This window comes from Stenotrophomonas sp. YJH_SMC_69, from assembly GCF_059370495.1.
This window is the reverse complement of the sequence record NZ_JCAFTS010000001.1, coordinates 435,025-448,564: the sequence shown is the minus strand read 5'-3', so window position 1 is coordinate 448,564 and position 13,540 is coordinate 435,025. Positions and strand designations below refer to the sequence as shown.

Below are 13,540 nucleotides of genomic sequence, written 5' to 3'. Positions count from 1 at the left end.
TCACAACAGGCGCTCGGACACGACCCGGAAAGGTACCCTTGGCAGCTGGAAGGCCAGCCCCTCGTGCAGCGCCACGCCCATCGCCTGCAGGCGCGGGCACTGCTGTTCGCCTTCCAGCTGCAGCGGTTGCAGCTGCGCGATGTCCACCGGCAGGGCAATGCGGGTGCTGGCCCAGCGCTGGTCGCAGGTGCGGGCGATGGCCTCGTCCTGGCAGGTCAGCAAGCGCAGCAGGGCCTGGTGGCCGCCGAAGGCCGCCGCCCACCCGGCATCGTCCCAGCCCGCAGCGCCCTGCCACTGCAGGTGCAGCGCCGGCGCACTGCCCTGCCCGCCCTCGATCAGGGTGTACCCACCGCCATCGGCGCGCACCACGTGCGCGAAGCGCACCGACAGATGCGGCTGCATGGCATCGCTGAAAGCGCGCGCGCCGGCGACGAAGGCCAGCTGGTCCGTCACGTTGCGATCAAACAGCACCACCGGCGTCCCGTCCCGATCGTCGTCACGACGCAGGTACCAGCGCCAGTTGCTCTGCCGGGGAGACGGCATCAGCGAGCGCAGCGGCCCGGCCAGCGCGGGCCCGAAGTGGCCGTGCCGGTAGCTGAGGATGGTGTAGGGCGTGCGTCCGGCATGGACCACGTAGTGATGGCCTGGTGGTGGCATCGGCGCTTGGCGTACGTCGACCCACCAGCTCACGTAGACCACGTCGCGCACATCGCTTACCAGCGCCGGCATCGGCCAGCGCCGCGACAGCGCGCGGCGCAGCCGGGTCCAGCGTGGAGCGTGCAGCAGGCGCGGCAGCATCCGCCCGAACAGGGTGTCGGACGGATGCTGGTAGATCGCGGACTGCGCCAGATCCTCCGGCGCCGTCATCTTCAGTCAGCCAGGCCGCGCAGCAGGTCGTTGACGCTGGTCTTGCTGCGGGTCTTGGCATCAACCTGCTTGACGATCACCGCGCAATACAGCGAATGGGTACCGTCCTTGCTCGGCAGCGAGCCGGACACCACCACGCTGTACGGCGGAATGTAGCCGTAGGTGACCTCGCCGGTGGCACGGTTGTAGATGCGGGTGCTCTGGCTGAGGAACACGCCCATGCCGATCACGCTGTGGTGGCCGACCACCACGCCTTCCACCACTTCCGAACGCGCACCGATGAAGCAGTGGTCCTCGATGATGGTCGGGCTGGCCTGCAGCGGCTCCAGCACGCCACCGATGCCGGCGCCGCCGGACAGATGGCAGTGCTGGCCGATCTGCGCGCAGGAACCGACGGTGGCCCAGGTGTCGACCATGGTGCCTTCGCCGACATGGGCGCCGATGTTGGTGAAGCTCGGCATCAGCACCACGTCCTTGCCGAAGTAGGTACCGCGGCGGGCGATCGCGCCCGGCACCACGCGCACGCCACCACGGCGGAACTTCGCTTCGTCATAGCCGGCGAAGCGCGATTCGACCTTGTCCCAGAACGGCGCCGGGCGTGCATCGACCACCGCCATGTCGTTGACGCGGAAATACAGCAGCACGGCTTTCTTCAGCCACTCATTGACCTTCCAGCCGCCCTGGCCGTCCGGCTCGGCGACGCGGAACTCACCGCTCTCCAGGCCGTCGATCACGCGGTTGACCAGCGGCTTGGTCGACCCTTCCAGCTCGTGCAGGGTCAAGGTGGCGCGGCGCTCGAAGGCGCTCTCGATGCCGAACTTGAGTTCTTCCACGCCTGGTGCCGACGGCTTGCGCAGCGACTTGCGGGCGATGGTTTCGGCGCGGACGGCTTCGGCGCTCCTGGCCGGGGCCGGCTTCTTCACAGCACGCTTCACTGCAGCCGTTTTCTTCGCCGGGGCCTTCACCGCAGCGGCCTTCTTCGGCGCAGGGGTCTTCTTCGCGGCCGGTGCGGCAGCAGCGGGTTTCCGGGCCGCTGCGCTCTTGGGGGTCGCGGCGGTCTTCTTGGCGGGCTTGGTGGCCATCAGGCGGGGTCTCCGGCGTTTCGATCAGGGTCCAGGCAGGCCAGCATCGCGTCATGCAGCTGCTGCCGGGCAGGTTCAGTCAGGGGGAGGTCGTGTTCGTCACTGATCACGAAGGTGTCTTCGGCGCGTTCGCCGAACGTGGCAATGCGCGCATCATGCACGCGCAGGCCCTGGTTGCGCAGCACGAACGCCACATCGGCCAGCAGGCCGGGACGGTCGGGGGCGACCAGGGCAAAACGGGTTGCGCCCGGTTCATCGCGGAACTCGATGCGCGGGGCGAAGCGGAAGTGCCGCAGCTGCCGCGGTACCACCCGGCGCGACGGCCGCAGGCGCGACAGGTCACCGCTGAGTGCCTCGCGCAGCGCCGCTTCCAGGTTGGCACTGCTGCCATCGGCAAAGGTGTCGGCCGGGTTCACTTCGAAGGTATCGAAGATGGTGTCGGCCGGACCGTCCAGCACGCGCGCGCGATGGATGCCGTAGCCCTTGCGGTCCAGGGTCATCACGATCGCGGCAAACAGGCCATCACGGTCGGGCGAGTGCACGAACACTTCCAGCGCCGGGTCGTCGACGCTGATCCGGCGCACCTTCACCAGCGCCTGGCCCTGCTTCACCGGCACCAGTGCGGCGGCCTGCCAGGCCAGCTGCTCGGGGCGCAGGCGGATGAAGCCCTCATCCGGCATCACCGCGAACTGGCGGTCGATGGTGGCATCGTCGTAACCCTGCTCGCGCACCAGTGCGCGCACGCTGTCACGTGCCTCGGCCACGCGCTCGGCGGCCGGTACCGGGTGCTCCAGCCCCTCGCGCAGCGCGCGCCGGGTGGCAAAGTACAGATCGGCCAGCAGGCGGTCCTTCCAGGCATTCCACAGTTTCGGGCTGGTGCCGGCGATGTCGGCACAGGTCAGCAGGTACAGGTAATCCAGGCGGTCGCGGCTGCCGACCAGGGTGGCGAAGCGATGGATCACCACCGGATCGGCGATGTCCTGCTTCTGCGCGGTCACCGACATGCGCAGGTGCTGTTCGACCAGCCATGCCACCAGCTCGGTATCGGTGCCACTGAGCGCATGCGCCTGGCAGAACGCGCGCGCGTCCACCGCACCCAGCTCCGAGTGGTCGCCGCCGCGGCCCTTGGCGATGTCATGGAACAGGCCGGCCAGCAGCAGCAGTTCCGGCTTGCGCAGGCGCGGCCACACTTCGTGCGCGATCGAGAAGCGCTCGTCGGCGCGGCTGCTGGCGAACTGGCCGATGTTGCGCAGGACCATCAGCGTGTGCTGGTCGACCGTATAGACATGGAACAGGTCGAACTGCATGCGCCCGCTGACCTGGGCAAACGCGGGAATCCACTGGCCAAGCACGCCCAGCCGCGCCATGCGCGAAAGCGTATCGACCGGACGCTGGCCGCGCAGCAGGGCCAGGAACTGCTCGCGTGCATCGGCATCGGCCTGGTCATAGGCCGGCAGCAGCGGCAGCGACTCGGCCAGTGCACGCGCAGTGAGCGAATGCAGGCCGCGTACCTGCGGGTTGTTGGCCCAGCTGGAAAACAGGGCGAACACCTGGCCGATGTCGCCGCGCGGCCAGTCGGCCTCGTTGGCGGCCAGGTAACCACGGCGCAGGGAAAAACCCACGGTCAGCGGCTCCGGCTGGGCCTCGCCGTCGAACTGTTCCTCGAAGCGCTGCAGCAGCCGGTCGCTGATCCGGCGCACCACCAGCGCGGCGCGGTAGAAGCCCTGCATCATCTTCTCGACGCCGAGGTTCTCGGCATCGTCTTCGAAGCCCAGCCGCGCGGCCAGGGTCTTCTGGTAATCGAAACGCAGGCGCTCTTCCGGACGGCGCGCGACCAGGTGCAGGCCGAAGCGCAACCGCGCCAGCACTGCACGTTCGCGCTTCAACGCCGCGGCTTCGTCGGCGCCCAGGTGGCCGAGCCCGACCAGGGCCTCCAGGTCGCGCACGCCGAAGGCACGCAACGCCATCCAGCCCAGCGTATTGAGATCACGCAGGCCGCCGGGGCCATCCTTCAGGTCCGGCTCCAGGTTGTCGGCGGTATCGCCGAAGCGCTGGTGGCGGTTGCGCAGCTCTTCCAGCTTGGCCAGGAAGAAGGCGCGTGCCGGCCACAGTTCGCGGTCGTCGATCGCCTCGCGGAGCGCGCGGCGCGCAGCATCATCGGCCAGGATCGGGCGCGCCTCGATCAGCGCGGTCAGCACGGTCTGGTCAGCCGCCGCCTCCCGGCACTGCAATGCAGAACGCACCGCATGGCTGACAGCCAATCCGCAGTCCCACAGCAGCGCGAACAGGCGCGCCAATGCCGCCTCGTGCGCCAGTTGTGCCGGCGGATCGCCGAACACCAGCAGGTCGATGTCCGAACGCGGGAACAGTTCACCGCGGCCATAGCCGCCGACCGCGAACAGCGACAGGCCGCTGTCGGCCGGCAGGCAGCGCTGCCAGGCCAGGCGGATCAGATGGTCGGCAGCGCGCGCGCGCAACGCCAGCAGGCGCTCGATGTTGTCGCCCTGGTCGAAGCGGCGGTACAGGCGCGCGTCGGCCTGCTGCAGCGCCTGGCGCGCGGCAGCAGCCCAATCCGGGTCGTTGAGCGACGCGGCCGGCGTGTCCAGCAGCGAACTCGCCGGCAGCATCTTCAGGAAACCTGCGACTCGCCTGGCGACAGGGTCAGCACGTCCACGCCGGTCTCGGTGACCGCGATCATGTGCTCCCACTGCGCCGACAGCTTGCGGTCCTTGGTCACCACGGTCCAGCCATCCGGCAGCACCTTGTTGTAGCGGGTGCCCTCGTTGATCATCGGCTCGATGGTGAAGGTCATGCCGGGCTGCAGCACCAGGCCCTGGCCCGGGCGGCCGTAATGCACCACCTGCGGCTCGTCGTGGTAGACCTTGCCGATGCCGTGGCCGCAGTACTCGCGCACCACGCTGAAACGCTCGCCTTCGGCGTAGCTCTGGATGGCATGGCCGATGTCGCCCAGGGTGGCGCCCGGACGCACCGCACGGATGCCGCGCCACATCGCTTCGTAAGTGGTTTCCACCAGGCGGCGGGCCATCACCGACGGGGTGCCGACGAAGTACATGCGGCTGGTGTCGCCGTGCCAGCCGTCCTTGATGACGGTGACGTCGATATTGATGATGTCGCCATCCTTGAGCACCTTCCCTTCACTGGGGATGCCGTGGCAGATGACATTGTTGACCGAGGTGCACACGGTCTTCGGGAAGCCGCGGTAGCCGACGTTGGCCGGAATGGCACCCTGCACGTTCACGATGTGGTCGTGGCAGATGCGGTCCAGTTCCTCGGTGGTGACACCGGGCTTGACGTGGGGGGTGACGATGTCGAGCACTTCGCTGGCCAGGCGGCCGGCGATGCGCATCATCTCGATTTCCTGCGGGGTTTTCAGATTCACGCTCATGGCACCCATTATCGCCGATCCGGCCGCAATCTGAACGAACGCCGCCCAACTGGCGATCCGGGCCATGCACGATTCCGGCAAGGAAAGTGAAAGCGTGATGGCCTCCACTCTTGCGCCTGCCTATTTATCACGGATTACAGACACTTACGCCTCCTAAGCTGGACCCACAGTCGTCAAAGCGGCGCCGAACGTGCCGTCTTCGCCTTGTTCAACGGACCTTCGGGTCAGGGAGGTTGTCCATGCGATCCCCAGTTCGATCCCCGCTGACATGGGTCATGGCCGGGCTCCTGCTGTCCAGCCCGGCGCTGGCCGCCGACACCACCACCTTCAACGTCACCCTGGTGGTCACCAAGGCCTGCACCATCACGGCGGCGGCCGCCACCAACGTCGACTTCGGCACGGCGGCCTCGACCACCGCCACGCCCACCCTGGGCCAGGGTACGGTGACCGCGCAGTGCTCGGCACTGACGCCCTACACGATTGCGCTGAACGCGGGCGCCAACGCCGGCACCGCCAACGACGTCACCACCCGGCGCATGAAGAACACCAATGCCGCGGTGACCGCCAACAACTATGTCGGCTACCAGCTCTACCAGGATGCCGCACATACCCTGGTCTGGGGCGCCACAACCGGCACCAATACCCAGGCCGGCATCGGCACTGGCCTGGCCGTGCCCTACATCGTCTATGGCCAGATCCTGAACCTGAGCACCAACAACCCGGCCACCGGTAACTACCTGGATACGGTTACCGCCACGATCACCTATTGATGGAGCACGCCCGCATGGCCGGACCCCGCCCGTGGCGCGCCACCGGCGTGGCGCTGCTCGCCCTGTACCTGCTGGCCCCCGCCGGTGCCGGCGCCACCAGCCTGCAGGTCGCCCCGACCAGCCTGCAGCTGGAAGCCCGCCAGCGTGCCGGCGAGCTGTGGCTGACCAACAGCGGCACCTCACCGGTGACGCTGCAGGTGCGCGTGTTCCGCTGGGTGCAGCAGGACGGCCAGGAACAGCTGCTGCCCACCGATGAAGTGATGGCCACGCCGCCGATGCAGGAACTGGCCGCCGGCCAGCAGCAGCTGGTGCGGGTGATGCGTCCGGACAGCGAGCCACCGCCTGCACAGCGGCACTACCGGCTGATCGTGGACGAGGTACCCGACCTGGCCACCCGTGCCGAGGGCATGCAGTTCGTGCTGCGCTATTCGATCCCGGTGTTCGTGCAGCCTTCGGCCGGCCGCCTGGCCCCACGGCTGCAGGCGCGCCTGGTGAAACTGGCGGACGGCCGCAATGGCGTGGAAGTCGCCAATACGGGCGACAGCTACGCACAGATCGCCGATCTTGCGCTGGGCAGCGCCGCGCGCCCGCGCATTGTCCATCCCGGGCTGCTGGGCTACGTGCTGCCGGGCCAGGTGATGCGCTGGCCGATCGAACGCACGGCGATCGACCGCGACAACGACCAGATCACGGCCAAGCTCAATGGCGAGTCGGAACAGACGCCACTGTCGCCCCCACCGGCTCGCTGAGGCGTTGATGGGCGCGCTGTTGGCGGCCCTGGCTCCCGCGGCGACCGAGGCCGCCGATGTGTCCGGCGTGGCGGCCGTTGATGTATCCGGCGTGTCGGCCGATGCCATCCTGCCTCCCCCGACCCCGCTGACCGCCAGCCAGGCGCTGTACCTGGATGTGTCGCTCAACAGCACCCCGCGCGGCCTGCTGCCATTCACCGAGAACCGCGGCCGGCTGCAGGCCAGCCCCGAAGTGCTGCGCCAGCTTGGCTTCAACGCCAGCGGCGATGCGCCGGTCTACCTGGACCAGATCAGCGGTGCGGTGGTGCGCTATGACGCGCACATGCAGACCCTGGCACTGGACGTGCCGCTGGACCAGCTCATCCTGCCCACCACCGTGCTCAGCCGCCCGCAGACGCGCGCGCCCACCGGCAACGCCTCGCCCGGCGCGCTGCTCAACTACGACGTCTACGGCAGCCGGGTGGACACGCTCAGCAACCTCAGCCTGAGCGCGGAGCTGCGCGTGTTCGGCATCGGCAACGGCACCTTCGAAAACACCGCCATCAGCCGCCGCTACCAGCAACCCGGCGACCGCCATTGGCGCGGCGAGAGCGTGCGTCTGGACACACGCTGGAGCCTGGATTTCCCGGACAGTGCAACCACGCTGGAGGTCGGTGACTTCTACAGCGGCTTCGTCGACTGGACCCGCCCGGTTCGCCTGGGCGGCCTGCAGATCGGCCGCAACTACGGCCTGCAGCCCTACCGCGTGCTCACGCCCACGCCGAGCTTCCTCGGCCAGGCGGTGGTGCCCTCCACGGTCGAGCTGTATGTCGATGGCCTGCGCCAGTACAGCGGCCAGGTGCCGGTCGGGCCCTTCCAGCTGGCGGCGCAGCCCGGCATCAGCGGCACCGGTAACGCGCAGGTGGTGGTGACCGATGCGTTCGGCCGCATGCAGACGCTGGATTTCAGTTTCTATGGCACCCAGCAGCTGCTGGCCAGGGGCCTTTCGGACTGGTCGGCCGGCGTCGGCCACCTGCGCGAGGACTTTGGCCAGCGCTCCTTCGCCTATGACGATCGCACGGTGGCCAGTGCCAGCTGGCGCGGCGGTGTCACCGACACGTTCACCGGCGAGGCGCATGCCGAAGGCGGCGGCGGCCTGGCCCAGGCCGGTGTCGGTGGCTGGTGGCTGCTCGGCGCCGCTGGCGTGTTCAATGCCGCCTATGCGCACAGCGGCTACCACGGCCTGCAGGGTGGGCAATGGGCGCTGGGCTACAGCTGGAACAACCGTCGCTTCAACATCAATCTGCGCAGCGTACGCAGCCACGGCGACTACCGCGACCTCGGCGCGCTGCAGGGCAACCTGCCGCCGAGCATCAGCGAGCAGGCCACGCTCGGCCTGGACCTGCTGCGGCTGGGCACGCTCAGCGCCAGCTATCTGCGCCTGCGCTACCCGGATGGAGACGACAACCGCTATGCCAGCCTGTTCTGGTCACGTACCTGGAGCCAGCGCTGGTCGGCCTATCTTTCGGTAAACCAGAACCTGGACCGCAGCGACGACCGCAGCATCTACCTGTCGGTGACTGCCAGCCTGGGCAACAACCGCCAGGCCAGCCTTTCGAGCCAGCGCAACGGCGACAGCCAGAGCTGGGTGGCGGACGTGACCCAGCCAGTGCCGGGCGATGGCAGCGCCGGCGGCGTCGGCTGGCGCGCGCAGCTGCGCCACGGCGAGGACGGCAACGGCGGCCTGGCCGAGGTCGGCATCCTCAACGATGTCGGTCGCTACTCGTTCGGCGCCTTGCGCCAGGGTGGACTCAACTATGCCTACGCCAGCGCCAGCGGCAGCCTGGTGTGGATGGGCGGGCACACCTTCGCCACGCGCGAGGTGTCCGATGCGTTCGCGGTGATCAGCACCAATGGGGTGGGCGGCGTCCCGGTGCGGCTGGAGAACCGCCTGATCGGCGTCACCGATGATCGCGGCCTGCTGCTGGTCAGTCCGTTGCTGTCCTGGCAGCGCAACCGGGTCTCGATCGACACCCTGGACCTGCCCGAAGACATGCGCGCCGACCGCATCGAGGACTGGGTGACCCCGCGCCAGCGCGCCGGCACCCGCGTGACCTTCCAGCTGCGCTCGCGGCCGTCACTGAGCCTGACCCTGCTGGCAATGGACGGCCAGCCTCTGGAGGTCGGCAGCGAGGTGCGGTTGCCCGATGGCCGCCAGGCCACGGTCGGCTACGACGGCCTGCTCTATCTGGAAGACGTTGCCGCCGGCAGCGTGCTGTACGTCACCACCAGCCGCGGCCCCTGCCGCGTGAAAGTGCCGGACCTGCCCAAGGTGGTGGCGTCCGGCGCACGGCCGAAGCCGGCGCCGCAGCAGTGCATCCCGGAGGTGGCGCCATGAGGGTGCTGCTGCTCGTCCTGCTGCTCTGGGCCGGCCTGCTGGCAGCGGCGCCCGCCGGTGCCACCGCGGTCTGCACGGCGGTCGCCAATCCGACCCTGCCGTTCGGCAACATCAACAGCAATGCACCCGGCCCGAGTACGGCCAACCTCAACATCACGGTGACCTGCACCACCGCCGCGCTGAGCCTGCTGGCCACCACCGGCGTGCGCGTCTGCGTGGGCATCGGCGCAGGCAGTGGCGGCGGCAGCAGTTCCACCTTCCGCACGATGGCCACCTCCAGCAGTGACACCCTGAATTTCCAGCTGTACAACAACGCCAGCTTCGGCCAGGTCACCGGACTGGTGCCGCGCGGCACGCCACCTGCGCAGGAACTGACCATGACCTACAACGTGCCGCTGGTGACGGGCGGCAGCGGTGCGCAGTCCATACAGCTGTTCGGGCAGATCCCGGCCAACCAGATCCTGGCCTCCGGCGCGTACAGCAGCACCTTCAGCGGGGCCAACGTGGTCCTGACCTGGGCCTGGAACGAAGTCCTGCTCGGTACCGCCACCGTGCCCGCCACCTGCAATGGCGGCGCCACCGGCACCAACAGCGCCAGTGCAGCCTTCAGCTTCACCGCCACCGCCAACGTGCTGCCGCAATGTGGCAGCTACGTCACCACCACCATGGACTTCGGCAACGTCACCGGCGGCATTCCGGCCAACATCGACCGGACCGCCACCCTCACCCTGACCTGCCTGAAGAACACTGCCTTCCAGGTCGGCCTCGACAACGGCCAGAACAATCCCACTGCCACCACCACCCGGCGCATGGCCACCACCCTCGGCGGAAGCACCTATTACCTCGCCTACGAGCTCTACCGGGACTCGGCGCGGAGCCTGCGCTGGGGCAATACCCTGACCGTCGACACGGCCAGCGGCACCGGTACCGGCAGCGCGCAGCAGCTGACCATCCATGGCCGGGTGCCGCCGGTCAGTGGCCAGCCGCCGGCCGGCACCTACAACGACCTGGTGACGGTGACGATCACCTACTGACCGGCGTGCCGACCAACGGTCGGCACCCACCGGACGAAGGCCGTGCCGAGCGCCGGCTCGGCGCTACAGTTCCAGCACATCCCGCCGATACCGCGCAGCAAGTCTTTCAGCATGGTGGATGGCAGGTGGTTCGCACATTCCTGATCGGGGCGATGCTGGTCGCCAGCCTGCCGGCATGGGCCGAACCCAGCAGCCCCCTGCAGATCTGGCTGACCGTGGTTGAATCCTGCAGCGACGATGGCGGCGGCATCCGCTGCCCGGCACCGCACCAGCGCAGTGACGCACCCCAGGCGCCGCGCCAGGTCCGCGAGCTCGCACCACCGGCGACGGACGAGAACGCAACACCCTCCGTGACCCTTATCTACTGATGCGCGCGTTGCTGATCCTGCTGGCACTGCTGCTGGCACTGCCTGCCGCAGCGCTGGAGCTGTTGCCGACCACCCTGCAGCTGCCGGCCCAGGGCGGCAGCGCCGAACTGTGGTTGCACAACCCCGGGCCCGGCCGCTGGCAGGGCCAGGTGCAGGTGCTGGCGTGGGATCAGCAGCTGGACGCCGAACGACTGCACCCCAGCGACCAGATCCGGGTCAGCCCGGCGCGGCTGGACCTGGCCCCCGGCAGCACCCAGCGCGTCTGGCTGTTGCCGGGCGATCCGGCAGCGGCGGCCGCTGAACAGGCCTATCGGGTCGTACTGGCACCGACGTTGCCGGGGTTGCCGCGCTATTCGCTGCCGCTGTTCCGCGGCCCAGCGGGGCCAGCACTGCAGGCCCGGCTGCTGGGCCGCGTCGAGGCCCACGGGTCTCTGGCCGTACTGCGACTCAGCAATGCCGGTACCCTGCACGGCCGCCTGCACGATCTGCGCTTCATCACGGCGGACGGCCAGGCAACGCTGCTGACGGCTGGCCTGGCCGGCTACATTCTGGCGGGCCATGAACGCCGCTGGCCCCTGCCTGCCCGCGCCGATGGCTATGCAGGCGGCCGCTTCCAGGCACGCCTGCAGGACGGCCGCGAGGTCGATCTGGCCGCAACTGACCCTGCAATTGCAGCAAGCGCCCCCAGCGGGCTATAATCGACCGGATTCCTGCCGCCAGCGTGCGCGCGAACCCGTCCACACCGGACGTCACCGGTGAATCCACACCTGCTGCCCCCATCCGTGCCGGGGTGCTCCGCAAGGAGTTCGGCCACGGAGGCAACAGGGAAGCCCAACCCCGGAACCGATCGCGCTTCCACGCGTCCCGCATACCTATCCCCGCGGGCGGAATCGCTGGTTCCATATCAGGAGTATTGCAATGCCCCAGGTCACCATGCGTCAGATGCTGGAAGCCGGCGTCCACTTCGGCCACCAGACCCGCTACTGGAACCCGAAGATGGCTCCGTACATCTTCGGCGCCCGCGGCAAGATCCACATCATCAACCTGGAAAAGACCGTCCCGCTGTTCAACGACGCGATGAACTTCATCTCGTCGGTTGCCCAGAAGCGCGGCACCGTCCTGTTCCTGGGCACCAAGCGCAGCGCCCGCGAAACCATCAAGGAAGAAGCCGAGCGTTGCGGCATGCCGTTCATGAACCAGCGTTGGCTGGGCGGCACCCTGACCAACTTCCGTACCGTCAAGCAGTCGGTTGCCCGCCTGAAGGAACTGGAAGCCGGTGAAACCGACGGCACCTTCGAGAAGCTGGTCAAGCACGAAGTGCTGGGCCTGCGTCGCGAGCGCGACAAGCTGGAAGCCTCGCTGGGCGGCATCAAGGACATGAACCGCCTGCCGGACGCCATCTTCGTGATCGACATCGGCCACGAAGACATCGCGATCAAGGAAGCCAAGAAGCTGGGCATCCCGGTCATCGCCGTGGTCGACACCAACTACAACCCGGAACTGGTTGATTACGCCATCCCGGGCAACGACGACGCCATCCGCGCTGTGCAGCTGTACGCCCGCGCCGCTGCCGACGCCGTGCTGGAAGGCAAGGCGGCTGCCCCGCACGCCGCTTCGGTGCGCGAGGAAGAATTCGCTGAAGCCGCTGCTGAAGGCGAAGAGAAGCCGGCCCGCCGCGCTCCGGCCAAGAAGGCTGCCAAGAAGGGCGACGACGCCCAGGCCTGATCCAGGCCCCGGGTGGACGCCCGGCGTCCACCCTCCCTGCACGCAGCCATCGGCGCGTGACAGGACCGTGTCACACGGGCCGGCCACCATGCCGGCCCAACCCCTTTCTTTCGTGAGGTAATCCCGTGGAAATCACTGCTTCCCTGGTCAAGGAACTGCGCGAGCGCACCGGCGCCGGCATGATGGAATGCAAGAAGGCGCTTACCGAAGCCAACGGCGATATCAACGCCGCTGCTGAAGCCATGCGCAAGTCCGGCGCCGCCAAGGCCGACAAGAAGGCTGACCGCGTGGCCGCCGAAGGCCGCCTGGGCCTGGCCCAGGACGGCGGCAAGGCCGTGCTGGTCGAAGTCAACTCGGAAACCGACTTCGTCGCCAACGATGACAACTTCAAGTCCTTCGTCAACGCCGTCGCCGCTGCTGCCCTGGCATCGGGCGCCAACGACGTCGAAGCCGTGAAGGCCGCCACGCTGGCCGACGGCCGCACCGTCGAGGAAGCCCGCGCCACCGCCGTGCAGACCCTGGGTGAGAACATCCAGATCCGCCGCATGGTCAAGGTCGACACCACCGGCAACATCGGCGCCTACGTCCACACCAACGGCAAGGTCGGCGTGCTGGTCGACCTGATCGGCGGCGACGTCGAGCTGGCCCGTGGCCTGGCCATGCACGTGGCCGCGCTGAAGCCGCCGCACAACAAGGCTGCGGACGTCCCGGCCGAGTTCGTCGAGAAGGAAAAGGAAATCGAGCTGGCCAAGATGACCGATAAGGACAAGGCCAAGCCGGCCGACATCCTGGAAAAGATCATCAGCGGCAAGATCAACAAGATCGTCAGCGACGTGACCCTGTACGGCCAGACCTACGTGCTGGGCGACACCACCGTCGAGCAGGTGGTCAAGGCCGCCGGCGCCGACGTGGCAGGCTTCAAGCTGCTGATCGTCGGCGAAGGCATCGAGAAGGTGGTGGAAGACTACGCCGCCGAAGTTGCCAAGGCGATGCAGGTCTGATTCCAGCCTTCCGACTGTGAAGCGACCAGAAGGAGCCGCGGGAAACCGCGGCTCTTTTTTTATGCATGGACCCAGGGATCAACCCGTGGCCCACCGGTGGGTGCGCACCGTTGGTGCGCACAACCGGCACCTTTGCGTTGCGCGCGAATCAAGCCGATACT

General features: G+C 68.2%; 12 protein-coding genes. 8 read left to right on the top strand and 4 right to left on the bottom strand.

Annotated features, from left to right (window positions below):
• The 4 genes from AC5P8F_RS02105 to map are packed head-to-tail and all read right to left on the bottom strand — an operon-like array spanning position 1 to position 5,364.
• A complete protein-coding gene (locus AC5P8F_RS02105) occupies positions 1-867 on the bottom strand; it encodes a hypothetical protein (protein WP_049441561.1) in 867 nt (288 codons plus the stop codon).
• A 2-nt stretch (positions 868-869) separates the two neighbouring features.
• Positions 870-1,949 (bottom strand): 2,3,4,5-tetrahydropyridine-2,6-dicarboxylate N-succinyltransferase, encoded by a 1,080-nt coding sequence (gene dapD / locus AC5P8F_RS02100; RefSeq protein WP_014646511.1) that lies wholly within the window; start codon positions 1,947-1,949, stop codon positions 870-872.
• Complete coding sequence (locus AC5P8F_RS02095; protein WP_445978323.1) at positions 1,949-4,558, bottom strand: [protein-PII] uridylyltransferase; 2,610 nt, start codon at positions 4,556-4,558, stop codon at positions 1,949-1,951. Before AC5P8F_RS02095 ends, dapD begins: the two co-directional genes overlap by 1 nt.
• 20 nt (positions 4,559-4,578) lie before the next feature.
• Entirely contained in the window at positions 4,579-5,364 is a 786-nt protein-coding gene (gene map / locus AC5P8F_RS02090; protein ID WP_005412748.1) for a type I methionyl aminopeptidase, read from the bottom strand.
• 230 nt (positions 5,365-5,594) lie between these two features.
• Between map and AC5P8F_RS02085 the strand changes: the two genes are divergently transcribed.
• From AC5P8F_RS02085 to tsf, 8 genes are all read left to right on the top strand, one after another.
• Entirely contained in the window at positions 5,595-6,125 is a 531-nt protein-coding gene (locus AC5P8F_RS02085; RefSeq protein ID WP_032956855.1) for a Csu type fimbrial protein, read from the top strand.
• On the top strand, positions 6,125-6,874 hold the full coding sequence (locus tag AC5P8F_RS02080) for a fimbrial biogenesis chaperone (protein ID WP_049441557.1): 750 nt from the start codon (positions 6,125-6,127) through the stop codon (positions 6,872-6,874). The genes AC5P8F_RS02085 and AC5P8F_RS02080 overlap by 1 nt, the downstream gene beginning before the upstream one ends.
• A gap of 7 nt (positions 6,875-6,881) precedes the next feature.
• The gene (locus AC5P8F_RS02075; RefSeq protein ID WP_495227579.1) at positions 6,882-9,251 is read left to right on the top strand and encodes a fimbria/pilus outer membrane usher protein; all 2,370 of its coding nucleotides are present in this window, start codon (positions 6,882-6,884) and stop codon (positions 9,249-9,251) included.
• A complete protein-coding gene (locus AC5P8F_RS02070) occupies positions 9,248-10,285 on the top strand; it encodes a Csu type fimbrial protein (protein ID WP_164076959.1) in 1,038 nt (345 codons plus the stop codon). The genes AC5P8F_RS02075 and AC5P8F_RS02070 overlap by 4 nt, the downstream gene beginning before the upstream one ends.
• Before the next feature lie 125 nt (positions 10,286-10,410).
• A complete protein-coding gene (locus AC5P8F_RS02065; RefSeq protein ID WP_495227578.1) occupies positions 10,411-10,653 on the top strand; it encodes a hypothetical protein in 243 nt (80 codons plus the stop codon).
• Entirely contained in the window at positions 10,653-11,351 is a 699-nt protein-coding gene (locus tag AC5P8F_RS02060) for a fimbrial biogenesis chaperone (RefSeq protein WP_014646503.1), read from the top strand. Before AC5P8F_RS02065 ends, AC5P8F_RS02060 begins: the two co-directional genes overlap by 1 nt.
• Before the next feature lie 220 nt (positions 11,352-11,571).
• Entirely contained in the window at positions 11,572-12,378 is an 807-nt protein-coding gene (gene rpsB / locus AC5P8F_RS02055) for a 30S ribosomal protein S2 (protein WP_005408748.1), read from the top strand.
• Between the two features lie 125 nt (positions 12,379-12,503).
• Positions 12,504-13,379 carry a translation elongation factor Ts gene (gene tsf, locus AC5P8F_RS02050; protein ID WP_032956847.1) on the top strand — a complete coding sequence of 292 codons (876 nt, stop codon included), beginning with the start codon at positions 12,504-12,506 and terminating at the stop codon, positions 13,377-13,379.
• Positions 13,380-13,540 lie beyond the last annotated feature (161 nt).

Coding starts and splice junctions, on each gene's coding strand:
- AC5P8F_RS02105 (WP_049441561.1), bottom strand. CDS start 867: ATGACGGCGCCGGAGGATCTGGCGCAGTCCGCGATCTACCAGCATCCG.
- dapD (WP_014646511.1), bottom strand. CDS start 1,949: ATGGCCACCAAGCCCGCCAAGAAGACCGCCGCGACCCCCAAGAGCGCA.
- map (WP_005412748.1), bottom strand. CDS start 5,364: ATGGGTGCCATGAGCGTGAATCTGAAAACCCCGCAGGAAATCGAGATG.
- AC5P8F_RS02085 (WP_032956855.1), top strand. CDS start 5,595: ATGCGATCCCCAGTTCGATCCCCGCTGACATGGGTCATGGCCGGGCTC.
- AC5P8F_RS02080 (WP_049441557.1), top strand. CDS start 6,125: ATGGAGCACGCCCGCATGGCCGGACCCCGCCCGTGGCGCGCCACCGGC.
- AC5P8F_RS02075 (WP_495227579.1), top strand. CDS start 6,882: ATGGGCGCGCTGTTGGCGGCCCTGGCTCCCGCGGCGACCGAGGCCGCC.
- AC5P8F_RS02070 (WP_164076959.1), top strand. CDS start 9,248: ATGAGGGTGCTGCTGCTCGTCCTGCTGCTCTGGGCCGGCCTGCTGGCA.
- AC5P8F_RS02060 (WP_014646503.1), top strand. CDS start 10,653: ATGCGCGCGTTGCTGATCCTGCTGGCACTGCTGCTGGCACTGCCTGCC.
- rpsB (WP_005408748.1), top strand. CDS start 11,572: ATGCCCCAGGTCACCATGCGTCAGATGCTGGAAGCCGGCGTCCACTTC.